Source organism: Streptomyces sp. NPDC006174 (genome assembly GCF_040614075.1).
GTDB lineage: Bacteria > Actinomycetota > Actinomycetes > Streptomycetales > Streptomycetaceae > Streptomyces.
This window is the reverse complement of record NZ_JBEXTJ010000009.1, coordinates 186,351-206,725: the sequence shown is the minus strand read 5'-3', so window position 1 is coordinate 206,725 and position 20,375 is coordinate 186,351. Positions and strand designations below refer to the sequence as shown.

Genomic DNA, 20,375 nt, shown 5'->3' with positions numbered 1-20,375 from the left:
TCCCCCTGTGAACCCTGTGGGCCGTGCACCTCGTGGACGGTGAACCCTGTGGTCGGTCCGGACTCGGACCGAAGCCTAGGCGGCGCCACCGGCGCGGTCACCGGGAAACGGCCGGACCATTCCCCCTTCTCCGGGCAGGAGGGGATGATTTCGCCCCGGGGAAAGGCGCAAATGCGTTGTTCGGCCGCGCCTCAATTCCGGTACGGAAGCGGACCGCTAACCGGACCGGAACCGGACCGTGAACCGTAAAAGAAATTCAACCATTCAACGACTCAGCCGCCGAGCAGCTCCACCCGTACATCCGCCGGGTACCCGGTGTCCGCGCCGGTCCGACGGGCGAACTCGCGGACGCCGGCCAGCTGGTCCGGCCCGAAGCGGAAGTCCAGGGTCGTGAAGTACCGCTCCAGCACCTCCGCGTCGAAGGCCTCCCAGCGGGCCGCCTGCTCCGCGACCTTGGTGACCTCCTCCAGCGAGAGGTCCCGGGAGGCGAGGAACGCCTGGTGGACCTTGGCCGCCGTCTCGGGGTGCGCGGCCAGGAAGTCCTTGCGGGCCGCCCAGACGGCGAAGACGAACGGCAGGCCCGTCCACTCCTTCCACATCTGGCCCAGGTCGTGGACCTGGAGCCCGAGGCGCGGAGCGTCGTGCAGGTTGGCGCGCAGGGCCGCGTCGCCGATCAGGACGGCCGCGTCCGCCTCCTGCATCATCAGCCCGAGGTCGGGCGGGCAGGTGTAGTAGTCGGGCCGGACCCCGTAGCGCTCGGCGAGCAGCAGCTGCGCCAGGCGTACGGAGGTGCGCGAGGTGGAGCCGAGCGCGACCCGGGCCCGGTCGAGCTGCTCCAGCGGGAGCTGCGAGACGATCACGCAGGACATGACCGGCCCGTCGCAGCCGACCGCGATGTCCGGGAAGGCCACCAGGTCGTCGGCGTTGCGCAGGTACTCCACGAGGGTGACCGGCCCGATGTCCAGATCACCGCGGACCAGCTGCTCGCTGAGCCGCTCCGGGGTGTCCTTGGAGAGCTCCAGGTCGAGCAGGGTTCCCGTACGCGCCAGACCCCAGTAGAGCGGCAGGCAGTTCAGGAACTGGATGTGGCCGACGCGCGGCCGGCTACGACGGTCGTCGCCCTCACTGGCTGAGGCTTCGCTGGCTGAGACGGTTGAATTGTCCACATCGCGAGGCTAGACCCGCCGTCGGCGGCGAGCACCACCGGGGCGCCTCCGGACGGACGGGTGGGGCGCCTTGGGGCGTACCGCCGGGGTGCCTCCGAGGGGCCGGGACCGAGGGTTCCGATGCCGCTCGACGGGTCAATCAAACGTTCGGGTGAAGTGATCTTTCCCTCTACCGCTCTCCGGAGACTGCGTGCTAGGCTCGCCCGCAAGTTGCAGTTTGGTTTCCCTTGCAGTACAGAGCCTGCGGAGCATGTAACCCGCAGGCTTTTGTAGTTTTCAGACTTGTTTGCAGGTTCTGGAGCAGGGCAACCCTTTGGCCCAAGGAGGGCTTATGGCTACCGGAACCGTCAAGTGGTTCAACGCTGAAAAGGGCTTCGGCTTCATCGCCCAGGACGGCGGCGGCCCGGATGTCTTCGTTCACTACTCCGCGATCAACGCGTCCGGGTTCCGCTCCCTCGAGGAGAACCAGGTCGTGAACTTCGACGTCACTCAGGGACCCAAGGGTCCGCAGGCTGAGAACGTCACCCCGGCCTAGTTGCCCGGGTCGGCCGATCGCGGCCGTACATAGCAGTACCCAAGGAGCCCCGCTCCCCCGCTTCGGCGGAGGAACGGGGCTCCTGCCTGTCTACCCCTCCGCACCGGCGGCGCTTGACCTTCACCTCGTGTGAAGGCGTGCAGTGGGAGCCATCATGTTCACCATCGGAGACTTCGCCAGGTACGGGCGGGTGTCGCGCCGGATGCTGCGTCACTACGACGCCATCGGGCTGCTGCGCCCGGACCGTACCGACCCCGCCACCGGCTACCGCTTCTACGGCGCCGCCCAGCTGGCGCGGCTCAACCGGATCATCGCGCTCAAGGATCTCGGCTTCACGCTCCAGCAGGTGCGGGCCGTCCTGGACGAGCGGGTGGGACCGGAGGAGCTGCGCGGGATGCTGCGGCTGCGCCGGGCGGAGCTGGCGGAGGCGGTGGCGGTCGCGACCGCGCGGCTTGCCCAGGTCGAGGCGCGGCTCCGGTCGATCGAGAGCGAGGGGCACATGCCTGCTGACGACGTCGTGATTAAGACCGTTCCCGCGGTCCGGGTGGCCGAGCTGACCGGGACGGCCGCGAGCTACGAGCCGCAGGACATCGGGCCGGTGATCGGGCCGCTGTACGAGGAGCTCTTCCCGCTCCTGGAGGCCGCCGGCGTCCGGCCGACCGGCCCCGGGATCGCCTGGTACGAGGATGCCCCGCACGGCTCTCCCGAAGGCGGTGGCGCGATCGTCGTGCACGCCGGAGTGACGGTGTCGGCGCCGGTGGGGCCGGTCGGTGAGACCGGCGTACGGGTCGTGGAGCTGCCCGCGTTCGAGGCGGCGACCATCGTGCACCGTGGCGCGATGGACGACGTGCTGCCGGCCGCGCAGACCCTGGCCCGGTGGCTGGACGCGAACGGCTACCGCTCCACGGGATACGCCCGCGAGGTCAACCTGGAGTGCCCGGCGGACCGGAGCCGGTGGGTGACGGAGTTGCAGGAGCCGGTGGCGAAGGCCTGACGCTCGTCGGTACGGGGAGGAGCGCCCCTCCCCGTACCGACGCCGCTACGGCCCCGCCCAGAGCCCGTCCTCCGTCAGTCCCAGCAGGTCGATCGCGTTGCCGCGCACGATCCGGTCCACGACGTCCGGCGCGAGGTGGCCCATCTGTGCCTCGCCGACCTCGCGGGACTTGGGCCAGGTGGAGTCGGAGTGCGGGTAGTCCGTCTCGTACAGGACGTTGCCTACGCCGATCGCGTCCAGGTTCCGCAGGCCGAAGGCGTCGTCGAAGAAGCAGCCGTAGACGTGGTCCGCGAACAGTTCGGACGGCGGGCGGTGGACCTTGTCCGCGACGCCGCCCCAGGCGCGGTTCTCCTCCCAGACGACGTCGGCGCGCTCCAGGATGTACGGGATCCAGCCGATCTGGCCCTCCGCGTACATGATCTTGAGGTTCGGGAAGCGCTCGAACTTGCCGCTCATCAGCCAGTCGACCATCGAGAAGCAGCAGTTGGCGAAGGTGATCGTGGAGCCGACGGCCGGCGGCGCGTCGGCGGAGGTGGACGGCATCTTCGACGAGGAGCCGATGTGCATGGCGATGACGGTCCCGGTCTCGTCGCAGGCGGCGAGGAACGGATCCCACTCGTCCGTATGTATGGACGGAAGCCCGAGATGAGGAGGTATCTCGGAGAACGCCACCGCGCGCACGCCCCGCGCCGCGTTGCGCCGGACCTCGACGGCGGCCAGCTCCGCGTCCCAGAGCGGGACGAGAGTGAGCGGGATGAGGCGGCCGTGCGCCTCGGGGCCGCACCACTCCTCCACCATCCAGTCGTTGTACGCGCGCACTCCGAGCAGCCCCAGCTCGCGGTCGCTCGCCTCGGTGAACGTCTGGCCGCAGAAGCGCGGGAAGGTCGGGAAGCAGAGCGCGGACTGGACGTGGTTGACGTCCATGTCGGCGAGCCGGTCCGGCACCGAGAAGGAGCCGGGACGCATCTGCTCGTAGGTGATGATCTCCAGCTTGATCTCGTCCCTGGCGTAGCCGACGGCGGTGTCCAGGCGGGTGAGCGGCCGGTGCAGGTCCTCGTAGACCCACCAGTCACCGACCGGCCCGTCGTCGCCCTTGGCGCCCATCACCGGCGCGAACTTGCCGCCCATGAAGGTCATTTCCTTCAGCGGCGCGCGGACGATGCGCGGCCCGGAGTCCGCGTACTTGGACGGGAGCCGGTCCCGCCAGACATGAGCGGGCTCCACCGTGTGGTCGTCCACCGAGATGATCTTCGGGAAGGTCTCCATGCGTTCCACGGTAGCGCCCATCTGACGAACCGTCAGCTAGCGTGCACGGATGGGACGGGGCCACGGTTCCCGAATCGTTGTCGAGGGCTTGTGCAGAGCGTCACCCACTGCTGACGCGCCCGCCCGCGACAAGGCAGACTGTTGAGCGCGATACCAGCGGTACCGAGCAATCCGGATGTACACCGCACGTCGACGGACTCGCGGGCGGACCGACGCGCAGGCCGACGGACGCGCGGGAACGGGCGGGACATCCGGAGACGGGCACCACCGGCAGGACCCGCTGACGAGGCGGGCCGGCAGGCGAGCAGGACAGGGGGCATCAATGGACCGTGACCACGGGCCACGCGTGCGCGTACCGGAGCAGCGCGCTCCGGAGGAACCGGGGGCCGCCGACTCCCTCAGGTTCACCGTCCTGGGTCCCGTACGGGCATGGCGCGGGTCCGACGCGCTGCCGTCCGGCTCACCGCAGCAGCGCGCGCTGCTCGCCGCCCTGCTCCTGCGCGAGGGCCGGACGGCCACGGCGGGCGAGCTGATCGACGCGTTCTGGGGCGAGGACCCGCCGTCGCAGGCGCTGGCCACCATCCGTACGTACGCCTCGCGGCTCCGCAAGATCCTGGGCCAGGAGACGCTGGTGAGCGAGTCCGGCGGGTACGCGCTCCGGATCGGGCGCGGCGCGCTCGACCTCACGCTGGCGCAGGATCTGGCGGTCGAGGCGGAGAAGGCGCGCGCCGGCGGGAACCGGCTCCAGGCCCGCACGCTGATCAACAAGGTGCTGGGCCTGTGGGACGGCGAGGCGCTGGCCTCGGTGCCGGGGCCGTACGCGGAGAACCAGCGCACCCGGCTGGAGGAGTGGCGCCTCCAGCTCACCGAGGCGCGGCTCGATCTGGACCTGGAGGTGGGCAGCCACGCGGAGGCCGTCTCCGAGCTGACCGCGCTCACCGCGGCCCACCCGCTGCGCGAACGCCTGCGCGAGCTGCTGATGGTGGCGCTGTACCGCAGCGGCCGGCAGGCGGAGGCGCTGGCCGTGTACGCGGACACCCGGCGGCTCCTGTCCGAGGAGCTGGGCGTGGACCCGCGGCCCGAACTGGCCCAGCTCCAGCAGCGCATCCTGCGGGCCGACGAGGAGCTGGCCCGCCCGGCGGACGAACCGGCTCCGGCGCACGCGCCGTTGAGGCCCGCGCAACTTCCGGCGACCGTGCCGGACTTCACCGGCCGGGACTCCTTCGTACGGGATCTCGGAGCCCAGCTCGCCAGCACCGAGGGGTCGGTGATGGCGGTCTCCGCGCTGGCCGGGATCGGCGGTGTCGGCAAGACGACGCTCGCCGTCCACGTGGCGCACCAGGCGCGTCCGCATTTCCCGGACGGCCAGCTCTACGTCGACCTCCAAGGTGCGGGCGCGCGGGCGGCGGAGCCGGAGACGGTGCTCGGCTCGTTCCTGCGGGCCCTCGGCACGGCGGACTCGGCGATCCCGGACACGCTGGACGAGCGGGCCGCGCTCTTCCGCTCGACGCTGGACGGCCGCCGGGTCCTGGTCCTCCTGGACAACGCGCACGACGCCGCCCAGATCCGCCCGCTGCTGCCCGGGACGCCGGGGTGCGCGGCGCTGGTGACGAGCCGGGTGCGGATGGTCGACCTGGCCGGGGCGCATCTGGTGGACCTGGACGTGATGTCGCCGGACGAGGCGCTCCAGCTCTTCACCCGGATCGTCGGCGCGGAGCGGGTCGGCGCGGAGCGGGAGGCGGCGCTGGACGTGGTGGCCGCCTGCGGGTTCCTGCCGCTGGCCATCCGCATCGCCGCCTCCCGCCTGGCCGCCCGCCGCACCTGGACGGTCTCCGTCCTCGCCGCCAAGCTGGCCGACGAACGCCGCCGGCTGGACGAGCTCCAGGCGGGCGACCTCGCGGTCAAGGCCACCTTCGAACTCGGCTACGGCCAGCTGGAACCGGCCCAGGCCCGCGCCTTCCGCCTGCTCGGCCTCGCCGACGGCCCGGACATCTCGCTGGCCGCCGCGGCCGCGCTGCTCAACCTGGAGCCGCACACGGCGGAGGACCTGCTGGAGGCGCTGGTCGACACCTCCCTCCTGGAGTCGGCCGCACCGGGCCGCTACCGCTACCACGACCTCGTACGCCTCTACGCGCGTGCGTGCGCCGAGCGCGACGAGCAGCCACCGGTGGAGCGGGAGCTGGCGCTCTCGCGGCTGCTGGACTTCTACCTGGCCACGGCGGCGGGGGTGTACGCGCTGGAGCGGCCTGGCGACCGGCTGGTGGACCACCTCGAGGAGACTGACCACCCGGGCCTCACCTTCGGCGACCGGCACGCGGCGCTGGACTGGCTGTACACGGAGGCGACGAACCTGCTCGCCTGCGTACGTCAGGTGGCCCGGCCGGCCACGCTGCGGCGCGCGGTGGACCTGCTGTACGCCGCGCTGGACCTCGGCGAGTCGGGGGCGAACGCCAAGCAGTACGAGGCGGCGGCCGTGACGGTGCGCGAGGCGGCCAGAGGGTGCGGTGACCCTCGGTCGGAGAGCCGCGCCGTCATGTCGCTGGCCAACGCTCATCAGCTGGCCGGCCGGTTCGACCAGGCGGAGCGGGAGGCCGCGGAGGCGATGCAGCTGGCCGAGACCGCCCAGGACCTGCTGGCGGGCAGCTGGGCGGCCAACGCCCGCGGGATCATCGCGCTTTACCACAACCGCCATGAGGACGGCGAGGCCTTCCTGAACCAGGCGATCGAGGCGTTCCGCAGCGACGGGAACCTCCCAGGAGAGGCGAGCGCGCTGTGCAACCTCTCCCGCATCCACCTCGCCACGGCCCGCACCGGCAGCGCCATCGCGCTGGCCCGGTCCGGCATCGACATCTACGACTCGCTCGGCCACGCCCTGCGCGGCGCCAACGGCCGCTACGCCCTCGGCATGGCCCTGACCCAGAACGGCGAGTTCACCGCGGCCACCGACAAGCTGACCGAGGCGCTGGAGATATTCCGGGACAGCCGGCAGCGGCTGTGGGAAGGGATGGCCCTGTTCCGGCTGGCCGAGGTCGAGATCGCCTCCGGCCATCCCGCAAGGGCCGCCCAGTACGCCGAGTCGGCTCTGACCGTGCTGCGCGGCATCGGCGGCGACTGGCGGCGGGGCAACGTCCTGACCGTGCTGGGACGCGCTTTGGCCGGCATAGGCCAGACCCGCCGCGCCCAGGTCTGCTGGAACGAGGCACTGGACATCTACGACACCCTCGGCTCGACGGAAGCGGCCCAGGTCAGGTCGCTGCTGACGACGACGGCGTCCTGAGAAACGGACGCGTTCATCGTTCGTTTATCGCGCCCAGGCATGCTCAGCGCTGTCGATCCGTCGCGTCGGGGGGCAGACGGGGGCGACATCGGCCGCACCACTAGGGTGAGCGGCCCTGAGAGGCTCGTCCGGCAGTCCACGGGGGAACAGCCGGACGAGCCTCGTCAACCCACTGCGCACGTACGAAGAGAAGGAGTTGACCGCCATGGCCGACACCCAGAAGGACCAGCTCTCCAAGCTCGGCGACCAGCACGCCACGGGCGAGCCGGCCGGCGCGACCATCCAGGGCGACCAGCACGCGACGGGCGAGCCCACGGGCGCGACCATCCAGGGCGACCAGCACGCCACGAGCGAGCCGCTGAAGCCGAAGAAGTAGACCTTTCCGACGGGGTACGGGGGTACCGGGGGTACGTACGGGGGAGCGGCCGCGGTGGCGCGGAGGGGGAGCCGTCGCGGCCGTCGTACGCAGAGGGGCCCGAGCCTGGGGATGGGCTCGGGCCCCTCGGGTGTGTGCGGTGGACGGGTTACAAGGCCCGGACCTGCACCCGGGGCGCGCACAGCTTGCTCAGGTCGTCGGCGTCGGAGGTGAAGACGACCGTCCGGCCGCGCTGCCGGTTCGCCAGCACCGCCAGCACCGCGTCGATGGCGTACTTGTGGCCGTGGAGGCCCGTGTCCAGCAGGAGCCGGATCGCCTCGTCCGCGAGCTCCCTGGTGACCGGCTCGACGACGAGGCGGGACATGGCCCAGTTCCACTCCGCCGGACGGACCTTGCCGTGGTACGCCTCCACGAGGGTCGTGGGGCTCGTCATCACCCGGTTGCCCGCCTGGTGCGCCTTCGTCAGGATGGCTGTCATCGTACGGTCACGCAGAGCAACCCTGGACAGCGCCACCGAGTCCAGGATGAAGCAGATGTCCTTCATCAGGCAGCTGCCGCCTCTTCACCGTGTCCGTCGGTTTCCCGCTCCTCGAACCACCGCTCGATGTCCCGCATCTCGGCGGTGGCCGCATCCTGCTCCTCCTCGGTGAGCGGGCCGCGCTCCGTCTGCATCCACGCCACCAGCTCCCCCAGCCGGTCATGCTCGCGCTGACGCTCTATGGCCCGCGTGACATACGCGCTGAAGGCCCCCGGGCCGACCTCCGGTTCACGGTGTCGCCCTCGGCCCGTTCATCCCATCCGGTGAAGTCGAACGGAGATGCGCTACCCACTCCCCCGCAGCTCCCCCTTCACCACCTTGCCGCTCGCGTTGCGCGGGAGTTCCGGGACGAACTCCACCGTCCTCGGCACCTTGAAGTTCGCCATCTCGCGGCGGGACCAGGCGATCAGGTCGTCCGCCGTCACCGTGGCGCCGCGGCGGCGGACCGCGTACGCCTTGCCGACCTCGCCGAGGCGCGGGTCCGGGACGCCGACGACCGCCACGTCGGCGATGTCCGGGTGGAGGCCGAGGAGCTGTTCGATCTCGGCCGGGTAGGCGTTGAAGCCGCCCACGATGAACATGTCCTTGATCCGGTCCGTGATCCGCAGGTTGCCCGCCTCGTCCAGGACGCCCACGTCGCCGGTGCGGAGCCAGCCGTCCGCGGTGATGGTGGCGGCCGTGGTCTCCGGGTCCTCGAAGTAGCCGGTCATCACGTTGAAGCCGCGGAGCTGGATCTCGCCGGGCTCTCCGGGACCGGCCAGGACGCGGACCTCGGTGCCGGGGATCGCGCGGCCGGACGTGGTGGCCACGGTCTCCGCCGGATCGCCTCGGCGGCACATGGTGACGATGCCGCTCGCCTCGGAGAGGCCGTACGCCGTGAGGACCGTGGCGATGTGCAGCTCGCCGCGCAGGCGCTCCACCAGCCGGAGCGGGACGACGGCCGCGCCCGTGACCACCAGGCGCAGGGCTGTCAGGTCGTGGGCGTCGCGGGCCGGGTGGTCCAGGAGGGACTGGTGGAGGGTCGGCGGTCCGGGCAGGACGGAGATACGTTCCGCCGCGATGTTCGCCAGCACCGTGTCCACGCTGAAGACCGGCTGCGGAACCATCGTGGCCCCGCGCATCAGGCAGGCGATGATCCCGGCCTTGTAGCCGAAAGTGTGGAAGAACGGATTCACGATCAGGTAGCGGTCGCCTTCGCGCAGGCCCGCCAGCTCGCTCCAGATCGCGTACGCGCGGAGCGTCTGCGCATGCGTGATCACCGCACCCTTCGGCGCACCCGTGGTGCCCGAGGTGTAGATGATGTCGGAGGGGTCCGAGGGACGGATGGCGTCGGCCCGTTCCCGTACGGTGGACGCCGGTACGTCCTCGCCCGCCGCCAGGAACTCCGGCCAGCTCGTGTAGTCCTCCGGAGCCGCGTCCGCCAGCACCACCACCCGCTCCAGGTCCGGCAGTTCGACCTCGGCCCGGCGCAGCGACGCCACGTAGGAGGTGCCCAGGAAGGTGCCGGTGACGAAGAGCAGCCTGGCCCGGCTGCGGCGCAGGATGTGCGCCGCCTCCGTGCCCTTGAACCGGGTGTTCAGCGGGACCAGCACCGCGCCCGCGCTCACCGCGCCGAGCCCGGAGACGATCCAGTCCAGCGTGTTCGGCGCCCAGATCGCGACCCGGTCGCCCGGCTCCACGCCGGCGGCCAGGCACGCGGCCGCCGCGCGCTCCACCCGGGCGCCGAGTCCGGCGTACGTGAGGCGGGTGCGGCCCTCGACCACCGCCTCCGCCGGTCCGAACCGCCGCGCCGCCTCCCGTACCAGCCCCGCGATGGAGCCCCACTCCTCGTCGCCCCGCATCACGCGCCCGCCTTCCCGCCGCCGCACCAGCTGACTATCCGTCAGATTAGCGGTAGCCTCTGCCGCTGTCAGCAGGCGCGGGAGTGCGGGAGGTTGGCGGATGGCGACGCTCAAGGACGCGACGGCGATAGCCGGGATCGGACAGACGGGCTTCGCGAAACGGCTCCCGGAGTCCGAGAAGACGCTCGCCTGCCGGGCGATCCTGGCGGCCCTGGACGACGCGGGCATCGCACCGTCGGAGGTCGACGGCTTCGCCTCGTACACGATGGAGGAGACCGACGAGGTGGAGGTCGCCAAGGCGATCGGCGCCGGCGATGTCACCTTCTTCTCCAAGGTCGGCTACGGAGGTGGCGGTTCCTGTGCCACGCTCGGCCATCTCGCCGGCGCCATCGCCACCGGACAGGCGAGCGTCGGTGTCGCCTGGCGGTCACGGAAGCGCGGGTCGGGCCCTCGGCCGTGGAAGAACACCGCCGTACAGCTGCCGACGCCCGCGCAGTGGACCAGACCGTACGGACTGCTGCGGCCCGCCGACGAGATCGGCATGCTGGCCCGCCGCTACATGCACGAGTACGGAGCCACGCGTGACCACCTCTTCAACGTGGCCCTCGCCTGCCGCAACCGGGCCAACCAGAATCCGGCCGCGATCATGTACGAGCGTCCGCTGACCCGCGAGATGTACATGACCTCCCGCTGGATCAGCGAGCCGCTCTGCCTCTTCGACAACTGCCTGGAGACAGACGGTGCGTTGGCGTGTGTCATCGTCTCCGCCGAGCGCGCCCGCGACTGCCGGCAGCGGCCCGTCTACCTCCACTCCGTCGCCCAGGGCCTGCCCGCCCAGCACCACGGAATGGTCAACTACTGGAACGACGACCCGCTCACCGGTCCCGCCTGGACAGCGGCCCGACAGCTGTGGAAACAGGCCGACTTCGGGCCGGACGACGTCGATGTGGCCCAGATCTACGACGCGTTCACGCCGCTCGTCCCGCTCTCCTTGGAGGGCTACGGCTTCTGCGGGCGCGGCGAGGGCGGCGCGTTCACGGAGGGCGGTGCGCTGGAGAGCGGTGGGCGGCTGCCGGTCAACACCGGCGGCGGCGGGCTGAGCGAGGCGTACGTCCACGGGTTCAACCTCATCACCGAGGGCGTCAAACAGCTGCGCGGGACGTCCACCGCGCAGGTGCCGGACGCGGCGACCTGCCTGGTCACGGCAGGTGAAGGCGTACCGACCTCCGCCGTACTGCTGAGGAGTTGAGGAGATGGCCGTGCACGATTCCCTGCTGCTTCCCGTGGTCGACGAGGACGGTGCGCCTTTCTGGCAGTACGCCGCCCGAGGCGAGCTGCGCGTCCAGGCCTGCGCCTCCGCCGCCTGCGGCGAACTCCGCTTCCCGCCCCGGCCCTGCTGCCCGCACTGCGGCTCCTTCGACAGCGAGTGGCGGGTGATGAGCGGGCGCGGCCGGCTCTGGTCGTACGTGATCCCGCACCCGCCGCTGCTCCCCGCCTACGCCGAACAGGCGCCGTACAACGCGGTGGTGGTGGAGCTGGTGGAGGCTCCGCACATCCGGCTGGCCGGGAACGTCGTCGCGTCCGCCGAGGCGCCGCTGAACTCGGTGGACCCGGCGCGGCTGCGGATCGGTGCGCCGGTGCGGGCGGTCTTCTGTCCGGCTGGGCCAAGTGGCAGTGCCACGCTGGTCCGTTGGCTGCTGGAGCGGTGAGCGGTGGCGCTGCGTATCGAGCGGGACGCGGAGCGCGGGGTCGCGCTCGTGGTCCTGGACCGGCCTACGAGGCTCAACGCGATCGACCTGCAGATGGCCGACGGACTGAGCTCGGTGTGGCGGGAGTTGCGGTACGACGTGTCGGTACGGGCCGTGGTCCTCACCGGGGCCGGCACCCGCGCCTTCTGCACCGGGATCGACCGGGACACCAAGGTCCCGCAGCCTCCTTCTCCGTACGCCATCGACGATCCTCTCCTGCGGATCGGACCCAAGGCGAACGACCTGTGGAAGCCGGTGGTCGCGGCCGTGGAAGGGATGGCGTGCGGCGGGGCGTTCTACCTGCTGGGCGAGGCGGAGTTCGTGATCGCCTCGCGCGAGGCGACCTTCTTCGACCCGCACACGACGTACGGGATGGTCTCGGCGTACGAGGCGATCGCGATGGCCCAGCGGATGCCGTTCGGCGAAGTGGCGCGGATGGCCCTGATGGGTACGGCGGAACGGGTCGGCGCCGAGCGGGCGTACGCGATCGGTCTGGTCAGCGAGGTGACGGAGCCCGGCGGTGCGGTGGCGGCGGCACTGCGGACGGCGGCGGTGATCGCCGGATACCCGACGGACGCGGTGCAGGGCACGGTCCGGGCGGTGTGGTCGGCGAAGGAGGCCGCGCGTACGCAGGCGATGGCCCAGGCACCCGCGCTGATCGCGCTCGGGAACCTGGGGCCGGAGCGGCAGGCGGAGCTGTTCGCGGGACGGCGGGACGCGGGCGGAGGCGAGGCGCCGAGGGTGCGGTGAGGTCTTACGGCGCCGAGCCCGCTCCCTCTCCGTTCAGAGCAGTTGAGCCGTTACCTCGCACCGCTTGACCTCGGAGACCCGGCGCGGGCTCTCCATCCGTACGGTGAGGTTGCGGACGTCACCGGCGTCGAGGGTCGTCGTGGTCTCGGCGGTGTCGACGATGTTCCCGCGGCCGTCGTAGAACGTCACGTCCACCTCGTACGCGTAACTGCGGCTGTCGTTGGACCGCAGCTCGATTACGGACGCGGTGACCGCCTTGCGCTTGCCCTTACGGGGCTGGGCGCAGCGGATCACGCGGACGGCGGGGCCGTCGGTGGCGGTGGGCGTCGGGGTTCCGTAGGTGGAACCGGACGAGCCGGAGCCGGAGTTGTCGTCGTAGTCGTCGTCGCTGTAGTCGGTGTGGCGGTAACCGCTGTTGCTCTTCTCGGAGTTGGAGCAGCCGCCGCCCGAACTGCTGCTGCCCTTGCTCTTGCTGCCCTTGCCGCCGCTGGTGGACGTCGAGAATCCGGTGAGCGCGAGCACCACCACGACCAGGACCGCCGCGAGCTTCATCTGTCGCCGCATCATGGATGCAGCCCCCCTTGTGTCGTTCCTTGTGTTGTCGTGTGTCGTCGTTTCCCGTGCTGCCGTCCGACAGCATGCCGGACGGGGCCGACGCCTAGGTCATGACCCTGTCACGGTCACGTCATGATCCGCGGGGCGGGGCATCCTCATGGCGGTCGGTGGCGTCCGCGTGGCGGCGGTGATCGTCCCGGCGTAGCGTCGGCCGTGCGGGGGGTGTTCGCCGTACGCCGTTGGAGGCTGACGATGATCCGCAACATCCTCGGCTCACTCGTCGCCCTGGCCGGGGCGGCGTCGGCCGTGCTGAGCCCGTTCCGTGACTGGTACGAGGGCCGGACGGGGCGGGAGTACCAGGTGGAGGACCTGTTCGGAGGCATCACCGCCACGGAGTCGGGGGTGCTGGTGTCGGTGCTGCTGCCGTTCCTGGGCGCGGCGGTGCTGGTGGTTCTGGGCGTGCTGCTGCGGTCGCGGCTCGTCGTCGCGCTCGCGGGGCTGGTGGTGCTGGGCTTCACGATCCTGTGGATGGTCCGCCAGGGACAGGCGACGGGGTCGCTGACGGTGGGCGGGGACGGGGTGGGGCTGGGAGTGGGGGTGGTGAACGCTCTGGCGGGTGGCGTGCTGATGGTGATCGGGGCGGTGTTGATGAAGGGCCGTCGGCGGCGGGAGCGTCGGCCGGTCGAGCCGTACGAGGCGCCGCCGGCGGATCAGGTGGACATGTGGCCGCCTACGCAGGAGCCGGGGATGTCGACGAACACGTCGCCTTGGCCGGAGCCGGAGGTGGATCCTTACACGGGGCCCGATCCCCGTGATCCCCGTACGCGGTCGTATCCGCAGGTGCCGGGGCGGTGGCCCGGGCCCGGGGATCCTAGGGATCCGGTGCACCCGCCTGGGCGGCCACCGGAGCAGTGACGGTCACCTCGTCGGGGCTTCCGTCCTCAAACGCCGGACGGGCTGGGGTGTCCGGCTCAGGTGCTGGGGTGTCCGGCTCAGGTGCTGGGGTGTCCGGCTCAGGTCCGGGCCCTGTTTCCCGTGCCCGTGCCCTTCAGCGCGTCCAGCGCGTACACGCACCGGTCCTTGCTGCACGCGTACACCACGCCCGCCTGCGCCACCGGCGAGCCCGTGATCTCGCCGCCTGTCGCCAGCTTCCAGCGGAGTTGGCCGCCCGCCGCGTCCAGCGTGTACAGCACGTGGTCCGCCGAGCCGAAGTGGACGCGGCCGTCCGCCACGACCGGCGAGCCCACCACGTCGCCGCCCGCCGCGAAGCGCCACTTCGGCGTGCCGGTGACCGCGTCCAGCGTGTAGAGCGCGCTGCCGCTGCCCACGTGGACGTTGCCGACCGCGACGAGCACCGGTTCGAGCGAGGCGCGGGCCTCCGTGGCGATGCGCCAGCGGTCCTTGCCGGTCGTCGCGTCGAGCGCGTACACCGTGCCGAGGTAGTCCGCGAGGTAGACCCCGCCGCCGGTCACCGCCGGTCCCGGCGCGAAGGCCGGCGGCGAGAGGAAGACCGCCGGCGACTCGAAGTGCCAGCGCACGCGGCCGGAGACCGTGTCCACGGCCAGCACGCGCGTGCCCGCCGCGATGTAGACGTAGCCGTCCGGCGCCGGCGTCACCCGGACCGGGACGCCGCCGCAGGAGGCCGCGTCGCCGATCGGGTACGACCAGCGCTCCAGGCCCGTACGGGCGTCGAGCGCGCGGAGTCGGGCGTCCTGCCAGACGTAGACCGTGCCGTCGTGGATGACCGGCGCGGCCTCCGCCGTCTCGAAGTCGCTCTGGACCCCGGTGATCTCCCACAGCTTGTCGCCGCTGGACGCCTCCCACCCCTGCACCCCGCCGCCCCGGGTCGCGGTCAGCACCGTGCCCCGGTCGGCCTTGAGCGCGTACACCCAGGCGTCGGTCCGGAGCCGCCACTGCTCGGCACCGGACGCCGCGTCCAGCGCGTACAGCGACGGGCCGTCCGAGGCGTGGATGCGGCCGCCCTCGACCGCCATCGCCCACGCCACGTCCCGGGTCTTGAACTGGCGGCGCCCGTTGCCGACGTCCAGCGCGTGGATCTCGAAGGACGTGACGTACAGCAGGTCACCGGAGACCACCGGCGTCCCCCACACGTCGTTGGACATGCGGAAGCGCCACGGCCGCCACCGGTCCGGCGCGGCGGGCGAGGCGTCCGGTGCGGGTCCCGGAGCCGGTACGGGTGCGGTGGCCGCCGTGGACGTACCGGCGGCCGAGCCGTTCAGGCCCGCGGGCGGACGGACCCAGCCCGTCGCGGCCGCCGGATACGCGGCGGCCGCGCCCCGGACCTCTCCCGGCTTCGGCCCGGGACCGATCGGCGCCTTGGCGCCGGGCAGGTGGACGGGTCCGCTGTCAGGTGCCGGAGGCGAGGAGGAGAGCGGGGACGGCGAGCGCAGGTCGTTCCCACCGCGCCACTCGGATCCACGGTCCGGAACGCGGTCCGGACTCCGGTCCGAAGCGCGGTCCGGGGCGCGTGGAGGCTGCGGAGGGCGCGGCGGAGGCGCGGAAGGCACGGGCGGTGCGGTGCGGCCGCCTCCTCGGCGCCGTTCGATCATGGCCGTCGCCGGGGTCGGCAGCCAGGCCGACGCCGTACCGCTGTCGTCGCTGCCGGAGGCGAAGAGGTGCGGCGCGAGCTGGGCCTGGAGGTCGGCGGGGCTGGGCCGGCGGGAGGCGTCCATCTGCATGCAGGAGTCGATGAGCGGCCGCAGGTCGTCCGGCAGCCCTTCCAGGTCGGGTCCCTCGCGCAGCAGCATGAACACCGTCTCGACCGGGTTGGCCCCGTGGTACGGAGCGTGGCCGGTGGCGGCGAAGACGAGGGTGGAGCCGAGCGAGAAGATGTCGCTGGCGCCGGTGACGCTGCGCGAGTCGCGGGCCTGCTCGGGCGACATGTAGGCGGGCGTGCCGACGGCCACGTTCGTCATGGTCAGGCGGGTGTTGGAGACGCCCGACGCGATGCCGAAGTCGATGACGCGCGGGCCGTCCTCGACGACGAGCACGTTGGACGGCTTCAGGTCGCGGTGGACCAGCCCGGCGCCGTGGATGGACTGGAGGGCCTCGGCGATCCCGGCGGCCAGCCACCGTACGGCCTGGGTCGGCATCGGGCCGCACTCGTTGACGATCTCTTCGAGCGAGGGCGCGGGCACATAGGCGGTGGCCAGCCACGGCACGGCGGCACGGGGGTCGGCGTCGACCACGGCGGCGGTGTAGAAGCCGCTGACCGCGCGGGCCGCCTCGACCTCGCGCGTGAAGCGGACCCGGAAGAGCTGGTCCTCGGCGAGCTCGGTCCGTACCGTCTTGATCGCCACCCGCCGGCCCGACGCCGAGCGGGCGAGATAGACCAGCCCCATGCCGCCGGCCCCGAGCCGTCCCAGCACCTCGAACGGGCCGATCCGTCTCGGGTCGTGCTGCGTCAGCTGCTCCATCACGTGCCTGCCACCTCCCCGTACGGACCTCAGGAACGAAGCCCGCGAATTACCCGCCCGTTACCGCCCGGTGCGATTTCCGGCCTGCGCAGCGTCTCACCGCTGGGCACCACCTGGCGGTGCGCACCCTGATTCTTCCTGGCTCGGGCGCCGGTTGCGAACCCGGGGGCGGATGTGGGTGTCTCATGTCACTTCGGCCGATTCTCGCCCACAAGGGGTACGTGACGGGGTCAGGGAAGCAGTTCGCTCGGCTGGAGCACCGCGAAGAGCGCTCCCTGGTCGTCGTGGAGGACCGCCATCCGCCCGTACGGGATGTCGAAGGGCGGCGCGGAGACGCGGCCGCCGAGCTGTACGGCGAGTTCGGCCGCCGCGTCGCAGTCGGCGACGGTGAAGTAGTTGAGGAAGTAGCTCGGCAGCTCGGCCGGGAACGCGTCCGTGATGACGCTGCGGCCGCCGACGGCGGTCTCCGGACCGGGTTCGCTGCCTTCGGGCGACCACATCCGGAAGTCGACCAGCGCTTCGGCGTCGCCGGAGACGTCGTTGCCCGCCTCGTCCAGGTCGGTGCCGCGGAAGCCGAAGACCTGCTCGTAGAAGGCGTCCACCTTCTCCGGCTGCCGGGTGTGGACCTCGGTCCAGCAGAAGGAGCCGGGCTCGTTCCGCTTCTCGAACCCTTCGCGCTCCTCGGGCTGCCAGAGGCCGAAGACCGCGCCTCCGGGGTCGGCCGCCTGCGCCACGATCCCGGCGAGGCCCGCCCGTACCGGGTCGGTGATGATCTGGCCGCCGTGTTCGCGGATGGCGGCGACGGTGGCCCGGATGTCGTCGGTGGCGAAGTAGACGCCCCAGGCCGTCGGCATCCGCCCGTCCTTCTTGGCGGCGAGCGCGGCGACGAGCCTGCCGCCGCTCAGCGCGTCCGCGAAGGGCATGCCGTCGGCCGCGCGGAAGGTCCAGCCGAAGAGGCCGCCGTAGAAGCGCTTGCCCGCTTCGAGGTCGGAGAGCTGCACGTCCACCCAGCACGGCGCCGAGTGCGCGAATGCGGCCATGGGGCCCGGTCCTTCCGTCGCAGTTCCCTTGCGGTGCCATCGCAGTGACGCCCGTCACAGTCAACGTAACGGCGCGACCGGCCCGGCGCGCCCCGAGCGACGGCCGAAGCGACCCATAGGGAACATTTGATCGGATAATGAAGGTGCGGTCACCAGGTGGACGCAGGTTGTCCACCGAAGTTGTCCACAGGCTGTTGATAACACCATCGTCCTGCGGTGACGGCGCGCCCCAGGGCCTCCGGCGCAGCGGCCGAAAACATGCGCCGCACCCGCTCCGCACCCTTCGCACCCCGGCGTTCCTGCGGCGTTCCCCATTTGCAGTCGGCCGAATAGCGCTCCCATCACCCCTCGGTAAGCTGACGGCATGACAGGACAAGTACGTACCGTCGACGGCCGCGTGGCCGGTCGACGCGGTCAGGCGACGCGGCAGAAGCTGCTCGACTGCCTCAGCGAGATGCTCAGCTCCTCGCCGTACCGGGACGTCAAAGTCATCGACGTCGCCCGGAAGGCCGGGACTTCACCCGCGACTTTCTACCAGTACTTCCCCGATGTGGAGGGCGCCGTCCTCGAAATCGCCGAGGAGGTCGCCAAGGAGGGTGCCGGACTGACCGAACTGGTCGCCGGACGCCCGTGGGTCGGCAAGGCCGGCTGGCAGACGGCCGAGGAACTCGTCGAAGGATTCCTCGACTTCTGGCGCCGCAACGACGCGATCCTCCGCGTGATCGACCTCGGCGCGGCCGAAGGGGACAAGCGGTTCTACAAGATCCGCATGAAGATCCTGAACTCGGTCACCAACTCCCTCACCGATTCGGTGAAGGAGCTCCAGACCAAGGGCAAGGTCGACAAGGACGTCAGCGCCGCGGCGATGGCGGGCTCGCTGGTCGCGATGCTGGCCGCGGTCGCCTCGCACCAGAAGGGGTTCACCACCTGGGGCGTGAAGCAGGCCGAACTGCGCCCGAACCTGGCGCTGTTGGTGCACCTGGGCATCACCGGCAAGAAGCCCACCAAGTAGTCCCACCGGCACGCACGTCCTGTCTCACCGACGGCGGACCACCACGCACTCTGCCGGTGGTCCGCCGTCGGTGTTCCCGGACACCCACGGCAGGACGGGCCTCAACTACCGCCGCTCCAGCCGGAAGAGCCGGATCTCCCGCTCCACCCGCGCCTGGTACGCCGCGTACGGCGGCCAGAACCTCAGCGCCACCCGCCACACCTCCTCCCGCTCCGCTCCTTCCAGCAGCCGCGCCCGCACCGGAATGGACCGGCCGCGCCAGCTGATGACGGCCTCCTCCGGGCGGGCCAGCAGATTCGCGGTCCAGGCCGGATGACCCGTACGGCCGAAATTGCTGCCGACCAGGATCCACGTGCTCTCGGACTCCCCCTCCGGCATACAGGCCAGCGGAGTCACCCGGAGCCGCCCGCTCCGCGCGCCCGGCACCGTCAGGACGAGCCCCGGCAGCATCCGCGCGCTCGGCAGCACCTTGCCGCGGGTGAGCCGGTGCACGGTGCGGTCCAGGACGGGCACGACGTGCGGAGCGACCTTCGCGAAGGCGCGGGTCGAGGAGACCTTCCGGACCAGCCGGACGGCCCGGCCACCGGCGCCCGCCATCAGACGGCCACCCCGTGCGCAAGACCCTGCGGCGCCACGTCCCCGAACAGCCCGGCCCGCCCGGCCGCATGGTCACGCAGCCGGTGTACGGGCCCGAAGAGCAGCTCGTCGCCCGCCGCCCGCTTCACGTACAGGTGCGCCTCGTGCTCCCAGGTGAAGCCGATACCGCCGTGCAGCTGTACGGCCTCACCGGCCACGATCCGGGCCGCCTCCAGCGCCTGGGCCAGCGCGAGCGGGCCCGCCGCCGGGTCCCGGGCGGCGTGGTACGCGGCGGAGCGGGCCGCCTCCACCCGTACGTACAGGTCGGCGAGGCGGTGTTTGACCGCCTGGAACGACCCGATCGCCCGGCCGAACTGCTCGCGCTCCTTCACGTACGCCACGGTCCGCTCCAGCGCACCGGCCGCCGCGCCGACCGCCTCGGCGGCGAGAACGGCGGCGGCGGTCCGCCCGGTGGCGGCGAGCGCGTCGCAACAGTCCGTCCCCGCGTCCCCACCAAGGAGCTCGGCCGGAGTGTCGCGCAGCTCGACACGGGCGAGGGGCCGGGTCTCGTCCATCGCGGTCAGCCGGGTACGTGCCAGCCCTTCGGCCTCGGCGGACACGAGGAGGAGGAGCGTCCGGCTGCGCGGATAGCCGCCGGTGTGGGCCGCGACGAGGAGGAGTCCGGCGCTGTGTCCGTCGAGGACCCGTTCGGCCTCGCCGTAGAGCCGCCAGCCGCCGTCTTCGAGGTCCCGGCGGGCCTGGACGCCACCGGCCCGTCCTCCGCCCGCCCAGTGGCCGGTGCGGTTGTCGGCGGTGAGGCCGAGAGCGGTGGCCATGGACCCGCCGGGTGCGGCGAGTGCGGCGGTGAGGGTGCCGGCGGCGATCCGGGGCAGCAGGTCGGCGCGCTGTGCCGGAGTACCGAGCGCGGTGATCAGCGGCGCGGCGAGTACGGCGGTGGCGAGGAGCGGCGAGGGCAGCAGGGCACGGCCGGTCTCCTCGCAGGCGAGGGCCAGCTCGGTGGCGGTGCAGCCGGTACCGCCGTACTCCTCCGGCAGCGCGAGCCCCGGCAGCCCGAGCTCCTGCGCGAGGCGGCGCCACAGGGCCCGGTCGTGGCCCTCGGCGGTGCACACGGCGGCGCGGACCTCGCCGGGGCCGCTGTGGCGGACGAGCAGGTCGCGCAGGATGCGGCGGATCTCGTCCTGTTCCGCGGTGAAGGCGGCGTCCATCGTCGGGCTCCTCCCTTCAGGAACCGGAGCGGTTCCTG

Annotated in this window: 19 protein-coding genes; 9 read left to right on the top strand and 10 right to left on the bottom strand. The window is 71.9% G+C overall.

The features are described 5' to 3' along the window. Positions 1–272: 272 nt before the first annotated feature. On the bottom strand, positions 273–1,166 hold the full coding sequence (locus ABZ267_RS21980; RefSeq protein ID WP_356747610.1) for a menaquinone biosynthesis protein: 894 nt from the start codon (positions 1,164–1,166) through the stop codon (positions 273–275). A gap of 331 nt (positions 1,167–1,497) precedes the next feature. Between ABZ267_RS21980 and ABZ267_RS21975 the strand changes: the two genes are divergently transcribed. Further along, a complete protein-coding gene (locus tag ABZ267_RS21975; protein ID WP_003967102.1) occupies positions 1,498–1,701 on the top strand; it encodes a cold-shock protein in 204 nt (67 codons plus the stop codon). Between the two features lie 154 nt (positions 1,702–1,855). Further along, complete coding sequence (locus tag ABZ267_RS21970) at positions 1,856–2,695, top strand: MerR family transcriptional regulator (protein WP_356747608.1); 840 nt, start codon at positions 1,856–1,858, stop codon at positions 2,693–2,695. Positions 2,696–2,740: 45 nt separating this feature from the next. Here the strand turns inward: ABZ267_RS21970 and ABZ267_RS21965 are convergent, their stop codons facing one another. Next, the gene (locus tag ABZ267_RS21965; protein ID WP_356747606.1) at positions 2,741–3,961 is read right to left on the bottom strand and encodes an amidohydrolase family protein; all 1,221 of its coding nucleotides are present in this window, start codon (positions 3,959–3,961) and stop codon (positions 2,741–2,743) included. A gap of 322 nt (positions 3,962–4,283) precedes the next feature. Here ABZ267_RS21965 and ABZ267_RS21960 point away from each other — a divergent pair, with 322 nt between their 5' ends. Next, on the top strand, positions 4,284–7,238 hold the full coding sequence (locus ABZ267_RS21960; protein ID WP_356747604.1) for a BTAD domain-containing putative transcriptional regulator: 2,955 nt from the start codon (positions 4,284–4,286) through the stop codon (positions 7,236–7,238). A 205-nt stretch (positions 7,239–7,443) separates the two neighbouring features. Continuing rightward, positions 7,444–7,614 carry a hypothetical protein gene (locus ABZ267_RS21955; protein WP_356747602.1) on the top strand — a complete coding sequence of 57 codons (171 nt, stop codon included), beginning with the start codon at positions 7,444–7,446 and terminating at the stop codon, positions 7,612–7,614. Positions 7,615–7,762: 148 nt separating this feature from the next. Here ABZ267_RS21955 and ABZ267_RS21950 read toward each other — a convergent pair whose 3' ends face one another. The 3 genes from ABZ267_RS21950 to ABZ267_RS21940 form a co-directional block, all read right to left on the bottom strand. Beyond that, positions 7,763–8,158: a PIN domain-containing protein gene (locus ABZ267_RS21950; protein ID WP_356747600.1), complete on the bottom strand. Its 396-nt coding sequence runs from the start codon at positions 8,156–8,158 to the stop codon at positions 7,763–7,765. Continuing rightward, on the bottom strand, positions 8,158–8,286 hold the full coding sequence (locus tag ABZ267_RS21945) for a hypothetical protein (protein ID WP_356363284.1): 129 nt from the start codon (positions 8,284–8,286) through the stop codon (positions 8,158–8,160). Before ABZ267_RS21945 ends, ABZ267_RS21950 begins: the two co-directional genes overlap by 1 nt. Positions 8,287–8,436: 150 nt before the next feature. Next, a complete protein-coding gene (locus ABZ267_RS21940; protein WP_356747598.1) occupies positions 8,437–9,993 on the bottom strand; it encodes a FadD3 family acyl-CoA ligase in 1,557 nt (518 codons plus the stop codon). Between the two features lie 100 nt (positions 9,994–10,093). On the opposite strand from ABZ267_RS21940, the gene ABZ267_RS21935 reads away from it, so the two are divergent. The 3 genes from ABZ267_RS21935 to ABZ267_RS21925 are packed head-to-tail and all read left to right on the top strand — an operon-like array spanning position 10,094 to position 12,491. Further along, positions 10,094–11,242 carry a lipid-transfer protein gene (locus ABZ267_RS21935; RefSeq protein WP_356747596.1) on the top strand — a complete coding sequence of 383 codons (1,149 nt, stop codon included), beginning with the start codon at positions 10,094–10,096 and terminating at the stop codon, positions 11,240–11,242. Positions 11,243–11,246: 4 nt separating this feature from the next. Beyond that, positions 11,247–11,702 (top strand): OB-fold domain-containing protein, encoded by a 456-nt coding sequence (locus ABZ267_RS21930; protein WP_356747594.1) that lies wholly within the window; start codon positions 11,247–11,249, stop codon positions 11,700–11,702. Between the two features lie 3 nt (positions 11,703–11,705). Next, the gene (locus ABZ267_RS21925) at positions 11,706–12,491 is read left to right on the top strand and encodes an enoyl-CoA hydratase/isomerase family protein (protein ID WP_356747592.1); all 786 of its coding nucleotides are present in this window, start codon (positions 11,706–11,708) and stop codon (positions 12,489–12,491) included. 33 nt (positions 12,492–12,524) lie between these two features. Here ABZ267_RS21925 and ABZ267_RS21920 read toward each other — a convergent pair whose 3' ends face one another. Then, a complete protein-coding gene (locus ABZ267_RS21920) occupies positions 12,525–13,058 on the bottom strand; it encodes a hypothetical protein (protein WP_356747590.1) in 534 nt (177 codons plus the stop codon). 240 nt (positions 13,059–13,298) lie between these two features. Between ABZ267_RS21920 and ABZ267_RS21915 the strand changes: the two genes are divergently transcribed. Next, positions 13,299–13,961 carry a hypothetical protein gene (locus ABZ267_RS21915; protein ID WP_356747588.1) on the top strand — a complete coding sequence of 221 codons (663 nt, stop codon included), beginning with the start codon at positions 13,299–13,301 and terminating at the stop codon, positions 13,959–13,961. A 98-nt stretch (positions 13,962–14,059) separates the two neighbouring features. Here ABZ267_RS21915 and ABZ267_RS21910 read toward each other — a convergent pair whose 3' ends face one another. Together ABZ267_RS21910 and ABZ267_RS21905 are read right to left on the bottom strand one after the other, a co-directional pair. Further along, positions 14,060–16,483, bottom strand: coding sequence for a PQQ-binding-like beta-propeller repeat protein (locus tag ABZ267_RS21910; RefSeq protein WP_356747586.1), 2,424 nt, complete (start codon positions 16,481–16,483; stop codon positions 14,060–14,062). A gap of 230 nt (positions 16,484–16,713) precedes the next feature. Continuing rightward, positions 16,714–17,523 (bottom strand): VOC family protein, encoded by an 810-nt coding sequence (locus ABZ267_RS21905; protein WP_356747584.1) that lies wholly within the window; start codon positions 17,521–17,523, stop codon positions 16,714–16,716. A gap of 364 nt (positions 17,524–17,887) precedes the next feature. On the opposite strand from ABZ267_RS21905, the gene ABZ267_RS21900 reads away from it, so the two are divergent. Then, positions 17,888–18,535 (top strand): TetR family transcriptional regulator, encoded by a 648-nt coding sequence (locus tag ABZ267_RS21900; protein WP_356747582.1) that lies wholly within the window; start codon positions 17,888–17,890, stop codon positions 18,533–18,535. A gap of 105 nt (positions 18,536–18,640) precedes the next feature. Here the strand turns inward: ABZ267_RS21900 and ABZ267_RS21895 are convergent, their stop codons facing one another. Both ABZ267_RS21895 and ABZ267_RS21890 read right to left on the bottom strand, forming a co-directional pair. Beyond that, positions 18,641–19,132, bottom strand: a complete 492-nt coding sequence (locus tag ABZ267_RS21895) for a nitroreductase family deazaflavin-dependent oxidoreductase (RefSeq protein WP_356747580.1) — start codon at positions 19,130–19,132, stop codon at positions 18,641–18,643. Then, positions 19,132–20,337, bottom strand: a complete 1,206-nt coding sequence (locus ABZ267_RS21890) for an acyl-CoA dehydrogenase family protein (protein WP_356747578.1) — start codon at positions 20,335–20,337, stop codon at positions 19,132–19,134. The genes ABZ267_RS21895 and ABZ267_RS21890 overlap by 1 nt, the downstream gene beginning before the upstream one ends. Between the last annotated feature and the right edge of the window lie 38 nt (positions 20,338–20,375).